Source organism: Achromobacter kerstersii, from assembly GCF_902859595.1.
Classification (GTDB): domain Bacteria; phylum Pseudomonadota; class Gammaproteobacteria; order Burkholderiales; family Burkholderiaceae_B; genus Achromobacter; species Achromobacter kerstersii.
Genome location: NZ_CADIJQ010000003.1, coordinates 70,773 through 91,030, shown reverse-complemented (window position 1 = coordinate 91,030; position 20,258 = coordinate 70,773). Strand labels below are relative to the sequence as shown.

The 20,258-nt window shown below is 62.6% G+C and carries 20 protein-coding genes; 2 read left to right on the top strand and 18 right to left on the bottom strand.

Going from position 1 to position 20,258, the window contains the following annotated elements; all coding sequences use genetic code 11:
* Positions 1–35: 35 nt before the first annotated feature.
* From hfq to ndk, 10 genes are all read right to left on the bottom strand, one after another.
* Positions 36–272, bottom strand: coding sequence for an RNA chaperone Hfq (gene hfq, locus HV765_RS11845; RefSeq protein WP_006218585.1), 237 nt, complete (start codon positions 270–272; stop codon positions 36–38).
* A gap of 158 nt (positions 273–430) precedes the next feature.
* Positions 431–1,504: a histidinol-phosphate transaminase gene (hisC, locus tag HV765_RS11840; protein ID WP_054427450.1), complete on the bottom strand. Its 1,074-nt coding sequence runs from the start codon at positions 1,502–1,504 to the stop codon at positions 431–433.
* A 3-nt stretch (positions 1,505–1,507) separates the two neighbouring features.
* A complete protein-coding gene (gene der / locus HV765_RS11835) occupies positions 1,508–2,872 on the bottom strand; it encodes a ribosome biogenesis GTPase Der (protein ID WP_054427449.1) in 1,365 nt (454 codons plus the stop codon).
* A gap of 25 nt (positions 2,873–2,897) precedes the next feature.
* Positions 2,898–4,055 (bottom strand): outer membrane protein assembly factor BamB, encoded by a 1,158-nt coding sequence (gene bamB / locus HV765_RS11830; RefSeq protein ID WP_054427448.1) that lies wholly within the window; start codon positions 4,053–4,055, stop codon positions 2,898–2,900.
* Positions 4,056–4,060: 5 nt separating this feature from the next.
* Complete coding sequence (locus HV765_RS11825; protein ID WP_054427447.1) at positions 4,061–4,699, bottom strand: YfgM family protein; 639 nt, start codon at positions 4,697–4,699, stop codon at positions 4,061–4,063.
* 3 nt (positions 4,700–4,702) lie between these two features.
* Complete coding sequence (hisS, locus tag HV765_RS11820) at positions 4,703–5,989, bottom strand: histidine--tRNA ligase (RefSeq protein ID WP_175170007.1); 1,287 nt, start codon at positions 5,987–5,989, stop codon at positions 4,703–4,705.
* A 56-nt stretch (positions 5,990–6,045) separates the two neighbouring features.
* Positions 6,046–7,332, bottom strand: a complete 1,287-nt coding sequence (ispG, locus tag HV765_RS11815; protein ID WP_054427445.1) for a flavodoxin-dependent (E)-4-hydroxy-3-methylbut-2-enyl-diphosphate synthase — start codon at positions 7,330–7,332, stop codon at positions 6,046–6,048.
* 13 nt (positions 7,333–7,345) lie between these two features.
* Complete coding sequence (locus HV765_RS11810) at positions 7,346–7,840, bottom strand: helix-turn-helix domain-containing protein (protein WP_054427444.1); 495 nt, start codon at positions 7,838–7,840, stop codon at positions 7,346–7,348.
* Positions 7,837–8,991: a dual-specificity RNA methyltransferase RlmN gene (rlmN, locus tag HV765_RS11805; RefSeq protein ID WP_046803686.1), complete on the bottom strand. Its 1,155-nt coding sequence runs from the start codon at positions 8,989–8,991 to the stop codon at positions 7,837–7,839. Before rlmN ends, HV765_RS11810 begins: the two co-directional genes overlap by 4 nt.
* A 44-nt stretch (positions 8,992–9,035) precedes the next feature.
* The gene (gene ndk, locus HV765_RS11800) at positions 9,036–9,461 is read right to left on the bottom strand and encodes a nucleoside-diphosphate kinase (protein ID WP_054427443.1); all 426 of its coding nucleotides are present in this window, start codon (positions 9,459–9,461) and stop codon (positions 9,036–9,038) included.
* Positions 9,462–9,866: 405 nt separating this feature from the next.
* Here ndk and HV765_RS11795 point away from each other — a divergent pair, with 405 nt between their 5' ends.
* Entirely contained in the window at positions 9,867–12,761 is a 2,895-nt protein-coding gene (locus HV765_RS11795) for a valine--tRNA ligase (protein ID WP_175169803.1), read from the top strand.
* 167 nt (positions 12,762–12,928) lie between these two features.
* On the opposite strand, the gene HV765_RS11790 is transcribed toward HV765_RS11795, so the two are convergent.
* From HV765_RS11790 to rpsP, 8 genes are all read right to left on the bottom strand, one after another.
* Positions 12,929–14,218: an NAD(P)/FAD-dependent oxidoreductase gene (locus HV765_RS11790; RefSeq protein ID WP_175169802.1), complete on the bottom strand. Its 1,290-nt coding sequence runs from the start codon at positions 14,216–14,218 to the stop codon at positions 12,929–12,931.
* A 9-nt stretch (positions 14,219–14,227) separates the two neighbouring features.
* On the bottom strand, positions 14,228–14,959 hold the full coding sequence (locus HV765_RS11785) for an amino acid ABC transporter ATP-binding protein (protein WP_054427440.1): 732 nt from the start codon (positions 14,957–14,959) through the stop codon (positions 14,228–14,230).
* Positions 14,956–15,609 (bottom strand): amino acid ABC transporter permease, encoded by a 654-nt coding sequence (locus HV765_RS11780; protein WP_175169801.1) that lies wholly within the window; start codon positions 15,607–15,609, stop codon positions 14,956–14,958. Before HV765_RS11780 ends, HV765_RS11785 begins: the two co-directional genes overlap by 4 nt.
* 122 nt (positions 15,610–15,731) lie before the next feature.
* Entirely contained in the window at positions 15,732–16,487 is a 756-nt protein-coding gene (locus tag HV765_RS11775; protein WP_054427438.1) for an ABC transporter substrate-binding protein, read from the bottom strand.
* A 99-nt stretch (positions 16,488–16,586) separates the two neighbouring features.
* Positions 16,587–17,174, bottom strand: coding sequence for a helix-turn-helix domain-containing protein (locus tag HV765_RS11770; protein WP_245636478.1), 588 nt, complete (start codon positions 17,172–17,174; stop codon positions 16,587–16,589).
* Between the two features lie 210 nt (positions 17,175–17,384).
* A complete protein-coding gene (trmD, locus tag HV765_RS11765; protein ID WP_175169799.1) occupies positions 17,385–18,239 on the bottom strand; it encodes a tRNA (guanosine(37)-N1)-methyltransferase TrmD in 855 nt (284 codons plus the stop codon).
* Positions 18,239–18,856 (bottom strand): ribosome maturation factor RimM, encoded by a 618-nt coding sequence (rimM, locus tag HV765_RS11760; RefSeq protein ID WP_054427435.1) that lies wholly within the window; start codon positions 18,854–18,856, stop codon positions 18,239–18,241. Before rimM ends, trmD begins: the two co-directional genes overlap by 1 nt.
* An 84-nt stretch (positions 18,857–18,940) precedes the next feature.
* Positions 18,941–19,201, bottom strand: coding sequence for a 30S ribosomal protein S16 (gene rpsP / locus HV765_RS11755; protein WP_006224007.1), 261 nt, complete (start codon positions 19,199–19,201; stop codon positions 18,941–18,943).
* Positions 19,202–19,631: 430 nt separating this feature from the next.
* Here rpsP and HV765_RS11750 point away from each other — a divergent pair, with 430 nt between their 5' ends.
* Complete coding sequence (locus tag HV765_RS11750; RefSeq protein ID WP_175169798.1) at positions 19,632–20,213, top strand: hypothetical protein; 582 nt, start codon at positions 19,632–19,634, stop codon at positions 20,211–20,213.
* The last annotated feature ends 45 nt before the right edge of the window (positions 20,214–20,258 follow it).

The window sequence follows — 20,258 nt, the reverse complement described above, 5'->3', positions numbered from 1 at the left end:
TCTGGCGGGCAATAAAAGGTACATCTGGAGCGAGATTACTCAGCAGGGACTTCCACCTGAAAGTTAACGGCGCGGGCGGGAACGACGGTGGAAATGGCGTGCTTGTAAACCATTTGCGTGACCGTGTTGCGCAACAGCACGACGTACTGATCAAAAGATTCGATTTGCCCTTGAAGCTTGATACCGTTCACCAAGTAAATCGACACGGGCACATGATCCTTGCGCAGCGTGTTCAGGAACGGATCTTGCAGAGTTTGCCCTTTATTGCTCATTGGCCAGGCTCCATTTGTTTGTTATTGAGTGGTGGTGTGCTTTTTTGTACTGGTGGAGCACACCGAAACACGTACTCTACAGGGTTTTCCCGGGCCGTGCTACTTGACCCGGAAGCAAAAGTGACACCAGAGATTTCAAGCTGAAAAGCCCCTGAAGCTTACCCTTGCAGGACCTCCGCGAGCCCCTTCAACAGCAGGTCAACCTGCTCATCCGTGCCCACGGTAATGCGGAGAAACTGATCGATGCGCGCATGACGGAAATGGCGCACGATGATGCTGCGCTCGCGCAAGGCGGCGGCCAAACCTGCAGCGTCTTCGGAGGGGTGCCGCGCGAACACGAAATTCGCAGCCGACGGCAACACCTCAAACCCCAACGACTCCAAGCCTGCCGTCATCCGCGATCGGGTTTCGATCACGGCTTGGCGAGTCTTCTCAAAGTACTCTGTATCTTCCAGCGCCGCCACTGCGCCGGCCGATGCCAGGCGATCAATGGGGTAGGAGTTGAAACTGTTCTTTACCCGCTCGAGCCCATCAATGAGCTCAGCGCTGCCTACCGCGAAACCCACGCGCAGCCCGGCCAGCGAGCGCGACTTCGACAAGGTCTGCACAACCAGCAGATTGTCGTAACGGGCGACCAGGCCCACCGCCGATTCGCCGCCGAAGTCCACATAGGCCTCGTCCACGACGACAACGGCGTCGGGGTTGCCGGCGACGATGCGCTCGACTTCCGCCAAGCTCAGCGCGCGGCCGGTGGGCGCATTGGGATTCGGGAAGATGATGGCGCCCGCCGCGCCGTTTGCGCCCGGCAGGTAGTCATCAACGTTGATGCGGAAATCTGCGGTCAGCGGCAGCGTTTCGTACTGCACGCCATACAGGCCGCAGTAGACCGGATAGAAGCTGTACGTGATGTCAGGGAAACGCAGCGGACGATCGTGCTTCAACAACGCCAGGAAGACGTGCGCCAGCACCTCGTCCGAACCGTTGCCCACAAACACCTGGCCCGGCTCAACGCCAACCGTCGACGCAATCGCTTGGCGCAGACGGTCTGACGAGGGATCGGGATACAGCTTGAGCGTATCGTCGCAAGCTGCACGGATCGCATCGAGCACCTTGGGCGACGGCCCGTAAGGATGCTCGTTGGTGTTCAGCTTGACCAGGTTCTGAAGCTTGGGCTGCTCGCCCGGCACATACGGACTGAGCGTCCCGACCACGGGACTCCAGAAACGGCTCATGGATCAGCTTTCCTGCGCGTAGGGGTTGTGCGAAGACTTGAATTCGATGCGCAACGGCGTGCCGGCCAGATCGAACGCATTGCGGAAACGCGTTTCCAGATAACGGCGATACGAATCGGGGATGGCGTCCAGCGCGTTGCCGTGAATGACGACCAGCGGCGGATTTTGCCCGCCTTGGTGCGCATAGCGCATCTTCGGACGGAAAATGCCCTTGCGCGGCGGCTGCTGCTGCTCGATGGCGGCTTGCAGTTCGCGCGTCAGCTTCGGCGTGGACAGCTTGGCGAATGCCGCGGCGTGCGCCGAATTGATCGACTTCAACAGCGGCTTGATGCCCTGCCCGCGCAACGCCGAAATGGTGTGCATGCGTGCGAACGACAGGAAGCGCAGCTTGCGCTGGAATTCGCGTTCGATGCGTTCCTTTGCTTCGCCGTCCAGGCCGTCCCATTTGTTGATGGCGACCACCACGGCACGGCCCGTTTCCAGCACGAAGCCCGCGATGTGGGCGTCTTGTTCGGAAATTTCGGTGTGCGCGTCCAGCATCAGCAGCACAACGTTACTGGCCTCGATGGCCTGCAAGGTCTTGATGACGGAGAATTTCTCGACGGCTTCAAACACCTTGCCGCGCTTGCGCAGGCCGGCGGTGTCGATCAGCGTGTAGCGGCGGCCATCGCGGTCGAAATCGATTTCGATGGCGTCGCGCGTCGTGCCGGGCAAGTCGAACGCAATCACGCGCTCTTCGCCCATCAACGTGTTGATGAGCGTCGACTTGCCGACGTTCGGGCGGCCCACAATCGCCAGCTTGATGCGGTGATCGTGTTCGCCTTCAGCGTGATCTTCGTCAAACGGCTCTTCTTCGGCGGGCGGCTCGGCCAGATCTTTCAAGGCCAGTTCGATCAGGTCGACAATACCGTCGCCGTGCGCGGCCGAAATCGGATAGGGCTGACCCAAACCAAGTTCGTGGAACTCGGAGATGGCGGGGCCAAGACCCATGCCTTCTGCCTTGTTCACCGCCAGCAGCACGCGTTGCTGGCCAGACTTGCGCAGCAACTGGGCGATCTCGTGGTCATGCGCGTTCAGGCCGGCGCGGGCGTCCACCAGGAACACCACGACATCGGCTTCGGCGATGGCCTGCCGCGTTTGGCGGGCCATTTCGAGCAGGATGCCGTCTTTCGCGACCGGCTCGAAACCGCCGGTATCGATTGCGATGAACGGGATATCGCCTACCCTGCCCTCACCGTAATGGCGATCGCGGGTCAGGCCGGAAAAATCGGCCACCAACGCGGCGCGCGATCGCGTCAGGCGGTTGAAAAGGGTCGACTTCCCCACATTGGGGCGACCGACCAGGGCAACGACAGGCTTGAAAGACACGGTGTAAGGCTTTGTTCTATAGGTTTTAGTTGGCGCCGATCATGACGAGATTGCCATTGCCCGTCTGGACCAGCACACCTTGGGGGGTGGTTTGCGGCGGCGAAACGACGGCGCCTCCACCCACGGACAGCCGCGCCATCAGGCTGCCATCACTACGCGACAGGAAGTGCAAATAGCCTTCCAGGTCGCCGACTGCAAGCGCACCACCGAGCATAGCCGGTGCGGTGACCTGGCGGTTCTTCAGCGCCGCCTGCTTCCAGACATTGCCGCCATTATCCAGTGCAAACGCGTTGACGACGCTGTTCTGGTCGGCCGAGTAGGCGAAACGATCGTCCAGCGTCAAACCGCTGACGCTGGAGAAGTCTTTCGCCCACAGGGGACGGCCGCCAGCGGTGACGTCAAAGCAGACGATACGCCCTTGGTAGGCCACCCCGCAAAGGAGGTTACCCGCAATGCGCGGCACGCCGACAACGTCCGTCAGACGTTCGAGATCGCTGGCGCCGCGCGGGGTCGCCACGGTGCCTTCCCATTGCACGTTGCCGCTGTCGGACGCAATCGCCATCAGCTTGCCGCCCGGCAGGCCGGTGATGACCAGCCCTTCGGCCAGCACCATCTGCGACACGCTGCGCAGGGCGAGCGAGGGGCCGGGACGCTGCACGTTCCAGACACGCTCGCCGCTGTTGGCGTCAAACGCCTGGATGCGGTAGTCGCCGCTGCGGACCACGACGATGCCGTAGCCCACCACCGGCGGGATCGTGACGTCGCTGGTAGCGCGAACCTTCCACTTCACCTTGCCGTTGTCGTCAAAGGCGATCACGTCGCCGTCGGGCGATGCGACGGCGGTCGTGGTGCCGTCGCTGCCGGCGCCGGCGGACAGCTTGCCGTCGGTCTTGGCCTTCCACAGGGGACGGCCGCTTTGCAGATCAAACTTGCCGACCGAGCCATCCGGCGTCGCGGCATAGACGGCACTGCCCAGCACGGTGGGTGCAAAACCCAGGCCGGAACCGCTGCCAACCGATGCGGACCAGACCTGGCGCACGGACATGCCAGCCTTGTACTCGGTCAGGGGAGCGGGATCGTAACGGCCGTCATCATGGGAAAACAGGCCGCATCCGCCCAAGGCAAGCAAGCTTGCCAGGCAAACGGCGCCACGCCACGTACGACCAGGTGCAAATTTACGCATTACAGTCACGCTCCGCTCAGGGCATCCAATTTCAATTGCACAACCTGGGTCAGCGGGTTTGCCGTACCCAGGCCATCAATGGCGCTTTGCCATGCCGCACGCGCTTCGTCGCGCTTGCCTTGCGCAGCGAGAATATCGCCGCGGCGGTCAGCGAACAAGGCGGCGAAAGCGGCCGGCGGGTTGTTCAGTTGTGCAAGCGCCGGATCATATTGCTTCTGATCCAGCAGCATGCCGGCCAGACGCAGGCGCGCCACGGCTTGCATGGCGGGGTTCTTGCCTTGGCCGGCCAGCCATTCCAGCTGTTCGCGGGCGCCGGCTTCGTCCTTCTGGGCAGCCAGAGCTTGCGCTGCCACCAGCGCGCCACGGGCGGCGTAGCCGGTTGCCGGATATTGATCACGCAGCGTGGCGGCGGCGGTCTTGATGCGCACCGACGAATCGGCGCCGCCCAGACGGGCCGCATCTTCCAGCGCTTCAAAATAGCCCATGGCCTGATTGGCACGGTGCGATTCGTAGGCCTTCCAGCCCCACCAGCCGCCCCAGGCCAGCGCCACCACGGCAAACAGCGTCACAACAAGCGTGCCGTAACGGGCCCACCACGCCTTGATAGCGTCGAGTTTTTCCTGTTCTTCGAGATCGTATGCCATGCCTTAACCCTTGTTGTTCAGTACCGCAGCCAGGCCCGACAACGAAACCTGCTGCTGCGCGGCGTCGCCCTGGGCGTCCGCACGCAAATATTTGACGCTGGCGGTTTGTGACGCGACTTCATCGGCGCCAAGAATAACCGCAACCCGAGCGCCGCTGGCGTCGGCACGCTTGAATTGGGACTTGAAGCCCGCCGAACCGGCATGCACGATGACCGACAAGCCGGCATCGCGCAGGTCTTCGCCAACGCGGGCGGCCAGGCGCTGTGCGTCTTCACCCTGGTGCACGACGTAAACGTCGCACTCGGCGGGCGCCGCAAGCTCAACGCTTTGTTCCCAAAGGTCCAGCAGGCGTTCCATGCCGATTGCGAACCCGACGGCCGGCGCGGGCTTGCCGCCCAGCAGTTCGATCAGGCCGTCATAGCGGCCGCCGCCGCACACGGTGCCTTGGGAACCGAGGCGATCGGTCACCCACTCGAATACGGTCAGGTTGTAATAGTCCAGACCGCGCACCAGGCGCGGGTTCAAGCTGTATTCGATGCCGGCTTCGGTCAGGCGCTGGCACACGCCATCAAAGTGAGCACGAGATTCCTCGCCCAGGAAATCGAACAGGCGCGGCGCGCTGTTGGCCATTTCCTGCATGGCGGGATTCTTCGTGTCCAGCACGCGCAGCGGGTTGGTGTACAGGCGGCGCTGGCCATCTTCGTCGAGGATGTCGCGATGTTTTTCCAGGTGCTCGATCAACGCGGCGCGGTGCGCGGCGCGTTCGGCGGGCTGACCCAGCGAATTCAATTCCAGACGCACGTCCTTCAGGTCCAGCAGCTTCCACAGGCGGGCCAGCATGACGATCAGCTCAGCGTCGACATCGGGGCCGGTGAAGCCCAGGGCTTCCACGTCGATCTGATGGAACTGGCGATAGCGGCCGCGCTGCGGGCGCTCGTGGCGGAACACGGGGCCGATCGAATACACGCGCTGCGGGCGGTCATAGAGCATGTTGTGCTCGATCGACGCACGCACGATGCCGGCCGTCATTTCAGGACGCATCGTCAGCGACTCGCCATTCAGCGCATCGGTGAACGTGTACATCTCTTTTTCAACGATGTCGGTGACTTCACCGATGCCGCGCGTGAACAGGCGCGTATGCTCAAGCACAGGCGTACGCACATTGCGATAGCCGTAGCCGCGCAGCCAGCCGCGCACGATTTCCTCGAATTGTTCCCAGCGGGCGCTCGGCCCGGGCAACACGTCATTCATGCCGCGTATGGCGGCGACTTTCTGGAAAGCTTGAGTCATCTTGATCATGCCGCATCACGCGCCTGCCGGCGCGCTTCACGGCTACACCCTTTCTTTTAATGAGAGGCGAGCACGCCGTAACGGCGCGCCACGTAGTCTTCGACGATGGCCTGGAACTCTTCGGCGATATGGTCGCCTTTGAGCGTCACCGTGCGTTCGCCATCCACGAATACCGGCGCCGCGGGCACTTCGCCCGTTCCCGGCAGACTGATTCCGATATCGGCATGGCGGCTTTCGCCCGGCCCATTGACCACACAGCCCATGACCGCGACGTTCATGCTTTCGACGCCCGGATACTGCGACTTCCAGACCGGCATCTGACGACGCAGGAAGGACTGGATGCTATCCGCCAGTTCCTGGAAGAACGTGCTGCTGGTGCGGCCACAGCCGGGGCACGCAACCACCATGGGGGTGAATGCGCGCAGGCCCATGGTCTGCAGGATTTCTTGCGCCACGACCGCTTCCCGGCTGCGGTCGCCACCGGGTTCCGGCGTCAACGAAATACGAATGGTGTCGCCGATGCCCTGCTGCAACAACACAGCTAGAGCAGCGGTGGACGCCACGATGCCCTTGCTGCCCATGCCGGCTTCGGTCAGGCCCAGATGCAGCGGGTAGTCGCAACGGGCGGACAAGTCGAGGTAGACGGCGATCAGGTCCTGCACGTGGCTGACTTTGCACGACAGGATGATGGCGTCGCGCCGCAAGCCGAGTTCCTCGGCCCGCTGCGCATTGGTGATGGCCGATACCACCAGCGCATCGCGCATCACGGCCTGGGCTTCCCAAGGCTGCGCGCGGCGGCTGTTTTCGTCCATCTTGCGCGCCATCAACTCGTGGTCCAGGCTGCCCCAGTTCACGCCGATGCGCACGGGCTTGTCGTAGCGGCAAGCCACTTCGATCATCTGCGCGAAGTTGTCATCGCGACGCTTGCCGCCGCCCATGTTGCCGGGGTTGATCCGGTACTTGGACAGCGCCTGCGCGCATTCGGGAAACTGCGTCAGCAGCTTGTGGCCGTTGTAGTGGAAGTCGCCCACCAGCGGCACGTTCACACCCATGCGGTCGAGCTGTTCGCGGATGGCGACCACTTCACGAGCCGCCTCGGGCGTATTCACCGTGATCCGCACCAGCTCGGAACCGGCCAGCGCCAGTTCTTTGACCTGGATCGCGGTAGCGATGGCGTCCGCGGTGTCGGTGTTGGTCATGGACTGCACGACGACGGGGGCATCGCCCCCGATCATCACGACACGTTCGCCCCACTTGACCGCCACCGAGCGCGTGGCGCGGCGCGTAGCGGCCCCCACGGCGGGAGGCGGCGCGTCCTGGCAAGGCAGAGAGGAATCTTGCATCGGTGGAATCGGTTTACTTGGTCGGCTTCGGCAGCCAGTCGAACGGCAGCCATTGCTGCGGCAACCAGCCTTGCCAGAAGGCATACGCCACGCCGGCGGCCAGCACCAGCACGATGGCGATCAGCCACCCCCAGGAGGTCGAGGACGAACGGTCGTCATCGGCGCTGGACTGAGGAATGGAATTGGCCGAATGCAGCGCGCCCGGGCTCAGCTTCACCGGACCGGTGACGCGTGCTTTCGGGTCGAGCGAATCGACGATGGCTTGCGAATCCGCGCCCAGCAGGCGCGCGTAGTTGCGCACCAGGCCGCGAAGGGAAACGCCGGTGGGCAAGTCTGCCCACGCTTCGTTTTCCAGGGCTTCGATCTGCTTTGTAGAGAACTTGATGCGGCTGGATACTTCGTCTAGCGACCAGCCCTTGGACTGCCGCAGCGCGCGTAGCGCCGAGCCGACGTTGCCCGCTGCGCTTGCGGGCGTTTCAGAAACTGCAGAAGCGAAATCCTGCGTCATGCATGCACCTGTTTAATTGGTATGGTCTGGCGCTGTGCGGCATTGCGCTCGGTAATCCGAGTGCGGTCGCGCACTTCTCCGGCCAGTTGACCACAAGCTGCATCGATATCGTCGCCCCGGGTCTTGCGCACGGTCGTGATGATGCCGGCATCCATCAGGCGCTGCGCAAACACCTTTACGCGCGCGGAGTTGGAACGCTTCAGGCCCGACTCAGGGAAGGGGTTGAACGGAATCAGATTGAGCTTGCAGCGCAGCTGGCGTGCAATTTGGATCAGTTCCTTGGCGTGCTGGTCGGTATCGTTGATGCCATCCAGCATGCAATATTCAAACGTGATGAAGTCGCGCGGGGCAAACGCCAGATAACGTTCGCAGGCCGCCAGCAACTCCTTCAGCGGGTACTTCTTGTTCAGCGGCACCAGCTCATCGCGCAGCGCATCGTTGGGCGCATGCAGCGACACGGCCAGCGCCACCGGACAGTCTTGCGAAAGGCGGTCCATCATGGGAACCACGCCAGACGTGGACACCGTAACGCGGCGGCGCGACAGGCCGTAAGCGTTGTCGTCCAGCATCAGGCGCAGCGCCGGCAACACCTGGTCGTAGTTGAGCAAGGGCTCGCCCATGCCCATCATGACCACGTTGCTGATGACGCGCGTATCTTCGGTGGCTTTGGCGCTTTCCAGGCGGGCGGTGCCGATGTCGGCCTCCAGCACGCGCTTGGCCCACCACAGCTGGCCGATGATTTCGCTGGTTTTCAGATTGCGGTTAAAGCCCTGATGCCCGGTCGAGCAAAAGCGGCAATTCACCACACAGCCGGCCTGGCTGGAAATACAAAGGGTGCCGCGATCGTCTTCAGGAATGAAGACGGTTTCGATGGCATTGCCCTGCCCCACATCGAACAGCCACTTGCGCGTGCCGTCGGTCGAGCGCTGCTCGATGTTGACGGGCAAGGCTTCGATGCGGCAATTCGACGCGAGCTGGCTGCGGAATTCGCGAGCCAGGTCGGTCATGGCGTCGAACGAATCGGCGCCGCGCTGGTGCATCCAGCGCTGCAGCTGGCGAGCGCGAAAAGGCTTGCCGCCCCACTGCCCGACAAGTTCGGACAGGGCGGAGCCATCCAGCCCCAGCAGATTGATTCGTTCGACGGATTCCATGACCTGGGTAACGCTAAAAAACTAGAACAGTGCTTACGCGAAAATCAACGGCTGTGGATGTTGATTTCGGGGAAGAAGAAAGCGATTTCGACAGCAGCCGTTTCCGGAGCGTCCGAGCCGTGCACGGCGTTGGCGTCGATGCTGTCGGCGAAGTCGGCGCGGATGGTGCCGGGAGCAGCCTTCTTCGGGTCCGTGGCGCCCATCAGGTCACGGTTCTTCAGGATGGCTTCTTCACCTTCCAGCACTTGCACGAAGACCGGGCCCGAGATCATGAAATCGACCAGGTCCTTGAAGAAGGGGCGTTCCGAGTGCACGGCGTAGAAACGCTCGGCATCGGCGCGCGACAGTTGAGCCAGGCGGGCGGCGATGACCTTCAGGCCGGCTTGCTCGAAACGGCCGACGATCTGGCCGATGACGTTCTTGGCGACGGCGTCGGGCTTGATGATCGAGAGGGTGCGTTGGATGGACATAAGGAACTCCGAAAGCTGATTTCTGACTGGTTTCTAATGAATTGCCTGGCGTGGCTCTGCACTTGTCGGTGTCAACCTAGAAGTGTCATCGCGCTGTTGGCGCACAGGCGGTCCGGGTTGCTTGAACGATGCCGTTCGCATTCCGGGCCGTCCTGAACCACATGGCCAAGGCAGGGATTCGACACTGCCTACCGATCGGATGCGCCCTCAATTCTTGTTGAGAATACAGAAAGGTGAGCTTTTCGGCGCATATTTCTGAAGGAATCCTCAATGAATTCAGGGACTTCTAAAAGGTTTTCAGTAACCCGGTATTCTAACACGCTGAGAAGACCGCATTACATCTTAAAATGAGCGGTTTGCTGCCCGTATCCCTACGCCGGGCGCCCTGTTTGCCGGAACCCTGTAATGACTCAAGCTGCCCCCCCGAACGCCGCGAACCCCGCGAGCGACACCCCGGAACTCTCCAAGAGCTTCGAACCCTCCGAATTGGAATCCCGCTGGTACGCCGAGTGGGACAAGCGCGGGTACTTCACGGCGGGCCAGCACGTAAAAATGGGGACGGAAAGCCAGCCCTACGTCATCCAGTTCCCGCCGCCCAACGTGACGGGCACGCTCCACATGGGCCACGCCTTCAACCAGACCATCATGGACGGGCTGGTGCGCTACCGCCGCATGTCGGGCGACGACACCGTGTTCATTCCCGGCACCGACCACGCCGGCATCGCCACGCAGATCGTTGTTGAAAGACAGCTCGACGCCCAGAAGGTTTCCCGCCACGACCTCGGCCGCGAAAAATTCGTGGAAAAGGTCTGGGAATGGAAAGAAAAGTCGGGCAACGCCATCACCGAGCAGGTGCGCCGCCTGGGCGCGTCGGCCGACTGGCCCCGCGAATACTTCACGATGGACGACCGCATGTCGCGCGGCGTCGTCGAAACCTTCGTGCGCCTGCATAAACAGGGACTGATCTACCGCGGCAAGCGCCTGGTCAACTGGGACCCGAAGCTGCTGACCGCCGTATCCGACCTGGAAGTGCAGTCCGAAGAAACCGATGGCCACATGTGGCACATCCTCTACCCCTTCGTCGACGGCCCGCAAACCATCGTCGACAAGGACGGCCAGACCGTCACCTTGCGCGGCATGACCATCGCCACGACCCGCCCGGAAACGATGCTGGCCGACGGCGCGCTGTGCGTGCACCCCGAAGATCCGCGCTACCAGCACCTGATCGGCAAGGAAGTCGAGCTGCCGCTGTGCGACCGCAACATCCCCATCATCGCGGATGATTTCGTCGACCCCGCCTTCGGCACGGGCTGCGTGAAGATCACTGGCGCGCACGACTTCAACGACTACGCCTGCGCGATGCGCCACGACCTGCCCCTGATCGTGATCTTCACGCTGGACGCGCACATCAACGAAAACGGCCCCAAGCAATTCCAGGGACTGGAGCGCTACGAAGCCCGCAAGGCCGTTGTCGCCCAGCTGGATGCCGAAGGCTATCTGGTCAAGATCGAACCGCACAAGATGATGCAACCCAAGGGCGACCGCACCGGCGTCGTCCTGGAACCCATGCTGACGGACCAGTGGTTCGTGGCCATGAGCAAGCCCGCCCCAGAAGGCACGTTGAATCCGGGCAAGAGCATCACCGAAGTGGCGCTGGAAGTCGTGGCCGACGGCCGCATCCAGTTCTACCCGGAGAACTGGACCACCATCTACAACCAGTGGCTGAACAACATCCAGGACTGGTGCATTTCGCGCCAACTGTGGTGGGGCCATCAGATTCCGGCGTGGTATTCGGACGACGGCCAGATCTTTGTGGCGCACGACGAAGCGAGCGCCATCGAGCAGGCCCGCGCCGCTGGCGTGACGGGCGACCTGAAGCGCGACCCCGACGTCCTGGACACCTGGTTCTCGTCGGGCCTTGTGCCCTTCACGACGCTGGGCTGGCCGGACAACACGCCGGACCTGCAACGCTACCTGCCTTCCAGCGTGCTGGTCACGGGCTTTGACATCATCTTCTTCTGGGTCGCCCGCATGGTCATGCTGACCACGCACATGACCGGCCAGATCCCGTTCAAGCACGTCTACGTGCACGGCCTGATCCGCGACGCCGACGGCCAAAAGATGAGCAAGTCCAAGGGCAACACCCTGGACCCGGTTGACCTCATCGACGGTATCGACCTGGACGGCCTGGTCACCAAGCGCACCTACGGCCTGATGAACCCCAAGCAAGCAGGCGCCATCGAAAAGGCCACGCGCCGCCAGTACCCGGACGGCATTCCCGCCTTCGGCACCGACGCGCTGCGCTTCACGATGGCCGCTTACGCCACGCTGGGCCGCAACATCAACTTCGACCTGAAGCGCTGCGAGGGCTATCGCAACTTCTGCAACAAGCTGTGGAACGCCACCCGCTTCGTGCTGATGAACACCGAAGGCCATGACCTGACGGGTTCGGACACGGGCGAGACCTCGTTCGTGGACCGCTGGATCGTCAGCCAGATGCAGACGCTGGAAGCCGATGTGGCGCGCGGCTTTGCTGACTACCGCTTCGACAACATCGCCAACGCGCTGTACCGCTTTGTCTGGGACGAATACTGCGACTGGTATCTGGAACTGGCCAAGGTGCAGATCCAGACCGGTACGCCGGCCCAGCAACTGGGCACGCGCCGCACGCTGATCCGCGTGCTGGAATGCGTGTTGCGCCTGGCGCACCCCATCATTCCGTTCATCACGGAAGAGCTGTGGCAGAAGGTGTCGGTGGTGGCGGGCAAGCGCAAGGAAGGCGTTGCCGACAGCGTCAGCGTGCAGCCGTATCCGCAAGCCAACCCGGCCGCCGTGGACGCCGCGGCAGAAGCCGATGTGGCCGAGCTCAAGGCGCAGGTTGAAGCCGTGCGCGCACTGCGTGGCGAGATGAATCTGTCGCCCGCCCAGAAGGTGCCGCTGTGCGCCCAGGGCGACGCGCCCACGCTCAAGCGCAACGCGCCTTATCTGGCCGCGTTGGCCAAGCTGAGCCAGGTCGATGTGCTGGACGTGCTGCCCGACGCCGGTGCGCCGGTCCAGGTCGTGGGCGCCAGCCGCCTGATGCTGCACGTGGAAATTGACGTGGCCGCCGAACGCATCCGCCTGGACAAGGAAATCGCGCGCCTGGACGGCGAGATCGCCAAGGCCAACGGCAAGCTGTCCAACGCCAGCTTCGTCGAACGCGCCCCGGCAGCGGTTGTGGAACAGGAAAAGGCGCGCATGGCGCAGTTTGGTGAAACGTTGCAGAAGGTGCGCGAACAGCGCGCCAAGCTGGGCGACTGAGCAAACGGCCTGGCCGCTTGAACGAATAACCCCGGACGATGTCCGGGGTTTTTTTATGGCCTCTGTCCTGACAGGCACGTCCTAACAGGCATGTCCTGACAGGCACGTCCTGACAGGCACGTCCTAACAGGCACCGCCTGACAGACAACTCCGCACCGACCTCCCGCCTACACACCGCCATCGTTCAGGCGATACCAGGTCACCACTGCATTCACGTAGAGCCGCCGCAGCCCGTACAGCGGGAACGGCACGATCGGCGACAGCGGCACCGGCAATGCATTCGCGTCGCCCGTGGCCACGTATTGCGCCATCGCTCGCCCCATGCTGGTCTGCAAGCCCACGCCCCGCCCTTGGCAGCCGATATCCACCAGCAGGCCCGGTTGCGGCTCGTGCAGATGCGGCAGGTAGTCGCGCGTAACGGCAACGCGTCCGCACCAGCGATATTCGAACGGGGTGCCGGCCACCTGCGGGAACAGCTTCAGCATCACGCGTTCCAGATGCGCCCAGTCCTGCGGGCCCTTGGGTTCACGAAAGGGCCCGCGACCGCCCATCAGCAATCGGCCCTGGTGATCCAACCGGAAGTACAGCAACAGGTTGCGGGTGTCCGACGTGACATGCCCCTCGGGGAAGATGCCTGCGCGCACGGCCTCCGGCAGCGGGGCCGTCGCCACCTGGAAGGTGTTGGCGTCGATGATGGACGTCTTCAAGCCGGGCAACAGATCACCGCCATAGGCGTTCGTGCACATCACCACGCGGTCGGCGGAAACTGTCGCGCCGCGTGCGGTGGTGGCGGTCCATTTGCCGGCCTCGCGCTTCAAGCCCGTGACCGGCGTATCGGTGTGGATGACCGCGCCCGCATTCAATGCAGCACGCGCCAGGCCACGCACATAACTCAAGGGCTGCACGGCGCCCGCGCGGTTATCGACCCATCCGCCCAGATAGCGGTCGGTTCCCAGCAAGCGCGCGACTTGCCCGCGATCCAGCGGCTGCGCATCCACGCCATGCCGCGCCCATTGGGCGGCGCGGTCGTGCGCGGTGCGCAACGCGTCGGCGGTGTGCGCGCCTTGAATCCAGCCTTTACGGACGTGCGGCACATCCATGGCATGACGGTCGATCAAGTTGAACACCGAGTCGGCCGTGGCGCCGGCGAACCGCAACAGCCGCTCGCCGCGGTCGTGGCCGAACATCGAGATCAAGGCGTCCGGGTCGTACTTCAAGCCGGGAATCACCTGCCCGCCATTGCGGCCCGATCCGCCAAAGCCGATCTCGCGCGCCTCCAGCACCACGGTTTTGACGCCCCGCTCGGCCAGATGCAAGGCCGTGCTCAGGCCGGCGTATCCGCCGCCGATGACGAGCACGTCCGCCTGTGTGGAGGCCATCAGCGGCTCGGTCGGCGGAGGCGCCGCGGCGGTGGCTGCCCACAATGACGGCGATAAGGGAAACGGCGCTTGCTGCATGATGATTCCTTACATGGGATGCAGCACGCGGCGCAGGAAGTCCTGCGTACGGGGATGCTGCGGATGATTCAGCACTTCGCGGGCCGCGCCCTGCTCCACCATGACGCCGCCATCGAAGAACATGACGCGGTCGGCAACCTCGCGGGCAAAACTCATTTCGTGCGTCACGACCACCATCGTCATACCGGCTTCCGCCAGCTTGCGCATGACGCCCAGCACATCGCCCACCAGCTCCGGGTCCAGCGCGGAGGTGGGCTCGTCGAACAAAATCGCTTTGGGCTGCATCGCCAACGCGCGTGCAATCGCCACGCGCTGCTGTTGGCCGCCCGACAACTGATTCGGATGCGCGTCCGCCTTGTCCGCCAAGCCCACGCTGGCGAGCAGCTCGCGGCCGCGTTCCAGCACTTGCGCACGCGGTTCCTTCTTCACGAAGATCGGCCCTTCGATCACGTTTTCCAACGCGGTGCGATGCGGAAACAGGTTGAAGCGCTGGAACACCATCGCCACCTGCGTGCGGATGGACACGATGGACGGCGCATCGGCGTCAACCAATTCCCCATCAACCGTGATACGGCCAGCGTTGTAGCGTTCCAGCCCGTTGATGCAGCGCAGGATGGTGGATTTGCCCGAACCCGACGGGCCGATCACGCAGACGACTTCGCCCTTGCTGACTTCGGCATCGATTCCCTTCAGCACCTCTAGCGGGCCGAAGCTCTTGCGGACTCCCTGGAGTTCGATCATTTCGTGGCGCTCCTTTTTTCCAGATGCCGGACCAGCAGAATCAGCGGCACGCACATCACCAGGTACATCAACGCCACCAGCGAAAACACCGTCGCGTTCTTGAAGGTCGACACAGCGATCAGCTTGCCCTGCAAAGCCAGCTCCGCCACGGTGATCGTGGAGGCCTGCGACGAATCCTTGAGCATCATGATCATGATGTTGCCGTAGGGCGGCAGCACAATCTTCACAGCCTGCGGCAGCACCACGCGCCGCATCGTCATGCTCCAGCTCATGCCCATCGCCATCGCGGCTTCGATCTGGCCGCGGTCAATCGCCTGAATCCCCGCGCGAAAATTCTCGGCCTGATAGGCTGAATACGCGACGCCCAAGCCGATGATGGCGGCCTGCACGGCTGTCAACGACACACCCATGTCGGGCATCACGAAATAGATATAGAACAGCAGCACGATGATCGGAATGCCGCGCAGCAGATTGATGATGCCGCCGCTGAGCTTGGACAGGAACGTGTTGCCCGACACCCGCATCAGCGCCCACACCAGGCCCAGCACGGTCGACAGCGCCAACGACCCCAGCGTCACCAGGATTGTCAGCTTTGCCCCTTGCAGCAATATCGGCAGATACTCCGCCGAATCCTTGAAGAATTCCATCATGACTTCACCCACCCCGACGAGACAGCCCACGGGAACGCGGGATGCGCCCCGCCCGCCGGCGCGCGGGCGCGCACCGGCCAGGCTGATGCAAAAACTGCGAGTTGCTTGAGATCAGGCCGGCATCACGCGCCGGACAGGCCCCACTTTTTCAGGATGGCGTCGATGGCGCCGTCCGCCTTCAGCTTGACCAGCGCCTTGTTGATGCGATCAAGCAGCGCGGTGTCTTCCTTGCGCGTGGCCAGCCCCAGGCTGCCCATGATGGTGGGCTGGTAAGACTGCGCCATCTTCAGGTTCGGGTAGTTGCCTTGCGTCAGGATGTAGGCCGCAATCGGGTAGTCCATGAAGCCGCCCTGGATACGGCCGGCATTGGCGTCGCGCATCATGTCGGGCGGGTTGTCGTAGAGCTTCACTTCCTTGAACACGCCGCTCTTTTGGATGGGTTCGACAAACGCGGTGCCCACCTGCACGCCTACCGTCATGTCTTTCATGTCGGCAAAGGACTTGTAATCCTTGTTGTCGGTCTTCAGCACCATCAGCCCTTCGCCGTAGCGATAGACCGGTTCCGAAAAACTCACCACCTGCTGGCGCTGCGGCGTGATGAACATGGCCGCCGACACGATGTCGATACGCTTGGAAGTCAACGAACCGATCAGCGCCGAAAACGCCATGGGTTCGATCTGCACCTCGAATCCCGCTTCTTTGCCAACCGCTTTCACGATGTCGACCATCACGCCTTCAATGCTGTTGGTCTTGGTGTCGAGAAACGTGAACGGACTGCCGGTGGGTGTGGACCCCACTTTCAACACCGTCTGGGCGTGCGCGCCCGCGGCCATGGACAATGCAGCAAATACCGAGACAACCAGAGTCTTGAATTTCATGACATTTCCTCATCGTGGCAAAGAAGTCCGGGCAACGCCTGGCGTGTCCGGTGGCGCGGCGATCCCCAGTGTCGCCGCGCCGCTGTGGATGCTGCGCGCCTAGGGCGCTTGTTGCGTGTCGTCCCCCGCGGCTTGAGTGATGTTGGAAATGGCCCAGATGACTTCCGTCGCCTGCGAGCCGGGATTGCGCCAGCGGCGCGGCGTGCTGCTGGCATAGCAAAAACTATCGCCTTCGTTGAGCAGCACGACGCGGTCGCCTACCCAGAGTTCTAACGACCCTTTGAGCACGACGCCGATCTGCTCGCCCTGCCCCGTTACGAACAGCTCATTGCCGGTGGAGCCGCCCGGTTCGATGGTCGCGCGGCACAGGTCCATGCTGCGGCAGGCGGGCGGCGTATACATCTCTTTGCTGATGCCTTTTTCGCTCAGGTCGATAAACCGATGCGTACCGGCGCGCGCCACACGGCCGCCATCTTCACCCTGCGTGTGCTCGGCATTGCGCAGCAGCGAATTGACCGACACCTGAAATTCACGGGCAAGCAGGTCCAGCGTCTTGACCGAGGCGGAACTCAAGCCCCGCTCGATCTGGCTCAACAGTCCGACCGACATGCCGCAAGCACTGGCCACATCGGTCAGCGAGCGGCCCTGCTGCTTGCGCAACTGGCGCAATTGCTGGCCCAGCCACATATCAACGGCGGATTCCGGCCGGCCGGACGACAGGCGCGATGACGCCGGGGTTGGGCGTTCAGAGGAAGACAGGCCAGATTCGGCGCGGCGGGGCTGATTCATATGAAAATTTCATTTGCATGTAATTTTCAATACTAAGGAGCACACAAACCGCCCACAACCTAGGAACATCCCTAGCGGGGTTGGGCAGCGCCAGTCTGATGAAAAGCGTTAGGAAGATGCGTCAGGCGTTGCGGGCGAACTGGCCGCAGGCTTGCTTGAAGATTTGCGCCGCCGCTTGGGGGCATCAGATGCCGGGTCGTACGTGCCGGCCAATTCAGCCAAAAAGCGCTCATCGGCTTTGTTCAACCAGCCCTTGGCACGGGCGGATTCCAGCAGCTCAGGGCGGCGGGCGGCGGTCAACGCCAGCGAGCGTTCGCGCCGCCAACGGGCGATGTTGGCGTGATGGCCGCTAAGCAGCGCCGGGGGCACGGACTCGCCCTCGTAGACTTCGGGGCGCGTGTAGTGGGGGCTGTCCAGCAAGCCGGACAAGGTGTCGTTGAACGAGTCCTGCAATGCGGAATCGCCATCGTTGAGCACGCCGGGCAAGAGACGCACGGCGGCATCGATCACCGCAAGCGCGGCGATTTCTCCGCCGGACAACACAAAGTCGCCCAGGGATATTTCGTGGGTCACGCAGCGTTCAATGAAGCGCTGGTCGACCCCTTCGTATCGGCCGCAAATCAGGATGATTCCGTCGCTTGCAGCCAGTGATTCGGCGCCCGCCTGATCGTAGCGCTGTCCAACCGGGGCCAGCAGCGCAACGGGGGCACGGCCCAGGCCAAGCGCGGCGCGCGCGTCCTGAGCGGCGTTGACAGCGGCTTCCAAAGGCCCCGCCATCATCACCATTCCGGGGCCGCCGCCGTAGGGGCGGTCGTCCACCGTGCGATGAACGTCGTGCGTGAAATCTCGAGGATTCCACGCATGCAGAGACCACCGGCCCTGGGCATGCGCCCGGCCGGTGACACCCAGATCGCGCACTACCCCGAACATTTCGGGAAAGAGCGTAACGACGTCAAATCGCATCAAAGATCCGCCGGCCAGTCGCTGTCAATGCGGCGAGCAGCCAGATCGACGGCGTGTATGTGCGCACGTACGAACGGAACAAGCATTTCGGCGGGTCGGCCTTTGGCGGTCAGGATGGGCTCGGGCCCTTCGGCCCCTGCCTTCTGGCACAAAACCTTCAAGACGGCGTGAGCGCCGTTATCAAGGACTTCGTCCACCACGCCAATCAAGGCGGGTTCACCGTTGGCGCTGGTGTACAGCGCGCAGCCGATGAGGTCGACCCAGTAGTATTCGTCTTCTTCCGGCGCGGGGAAAGATCCGCGTGGCGCCTGCACGGAATATCCGCGCATGGCTTCGGCCTGATCGCGATCGGCAATACCCGCCAGCTGGGCCACGACCGTGGCGCCTTGCGAGCGGGCTTGCAGAACTTTGATTACGACAGGCGCAGACGCGACAGCGCCCCGCGCCAATTCAGGCACAGGGCGAGTCAACCACCATTGAGATGCTGAGAGCAGCACTTCGGCATTGGCCGAATGAGGCTGCACTTTGACCCAGCCTTTCACACCGTAGGCTGCAGTGATGCGGCCCAGCTCGATCAAATCCGTAGGCGCCGCGTTAGAGGTTGCGGCATCAGACATGTATCGCGCTCTTGGTAAGGATGAAACAGCTAAGAATGGTAGCTTTTACAGCTGAACTAACGACTTGGTTGGTCGACGCGGCAATTAAGCAGCGGCGGAAACCTTAGCCGAGTAGTCCTTGACCAGACGCTCAACAGCAGGCGACAGTTGGGCGCCAGTGCCGGTCCAGTACTGCACGCGATCCAGCGCAATGCGCAGGTTTTCCGTGCCTTCGCTAGCTACGGGGTTGTAGAAACCCACGCGCTCGATGAAGCGGCCGTCGCGACGGTTACGCGAATCGGTGGCCACCAGGTTGTAAAACGGACGCTTCTTGGACCCACCGCGGGCCAGGCGAATCACCACCATAGGTAATCCCTTGAATTAGTTGTGAAAAACGGGAAATTCTAGCACTTAAACAAGCCAGCTGGCAAATGCAGGTGCTGAATCAGTCGTGGCGGCGCGTTTTGTATCCTAAAACACCACATCCGGGTATTCTACAAAAACGGGCCGGAGCCCGCCGCAGACCAAAGTGTAGCCTTCTCGCCGCGCCCACGTCTGCATTTCCTGCGGTTGACCGTTAGTGCGTTTGAAGAATAACCCGATTGGAGAGATCGGATTTATGTCGTCGTACGCCTTACTCCACGCTTTGCTCCACCCGGCCACGCCCCTGCGGCGTCGGCCCATCGCAGTATTCAAGCCCTCGTCCTGAAGGCGGATGTCTTCCGCTGAGCTCGCATTATCCCCAGTTCCCCTCGTGTTTTTTCCCAACACTTCCTCTACTGGAGGGTGCCACATCATGAAGAACCAGAAATCTGTCTTCACTCCCGTTGCGCGCCTGGCGTTGACGGGCATTTTGCTGGGCACATTGGCGATGCCGTTTGCGGCGTCTGCCCGCGTGGTCGGCGCGGCGCTCACCACCGCGTCCGGCAAGGTGACGGCGGTTGACCCCGCCACGCGCACCATCACCCTGCAAGGCGCCAACGGCAATTCCGTCGATGTCGTTGCAGGCCCGGACGTGCGTAATTTCCAACAGATCAAAACGGGCGATACCCTGACGCTGGATTATTACGAATCCGTCGCGGTCGATGTGCGCCGCGCGGGCTCAGGCGCGCCCGAGGTCGTGACGGAAACATCAGCTACCCGCAGTGCGCCGGGCGCCAAGCCCGGTGGCGCGATGGGCCGCCAAACGACCATCACCGCCGAAATCTGGCACATCAACAAAAGTGCAAACTTGGTCACCCTGAAGGGCCCGCAAGGCGGGATGCGCACCATCCAGGTCAAGGACCCGGCGCTCCAGGCACGCTTGCAGCAACTGAAAGAAGGCGATCTGGTGGATTTCACCATCACGCAGGCGGTCGCTGTGGCCATCCACAAGTAAACCCGTCAGCGTCATGCAAAAAGGCCCGCTGGAAGGCGGGCCTTT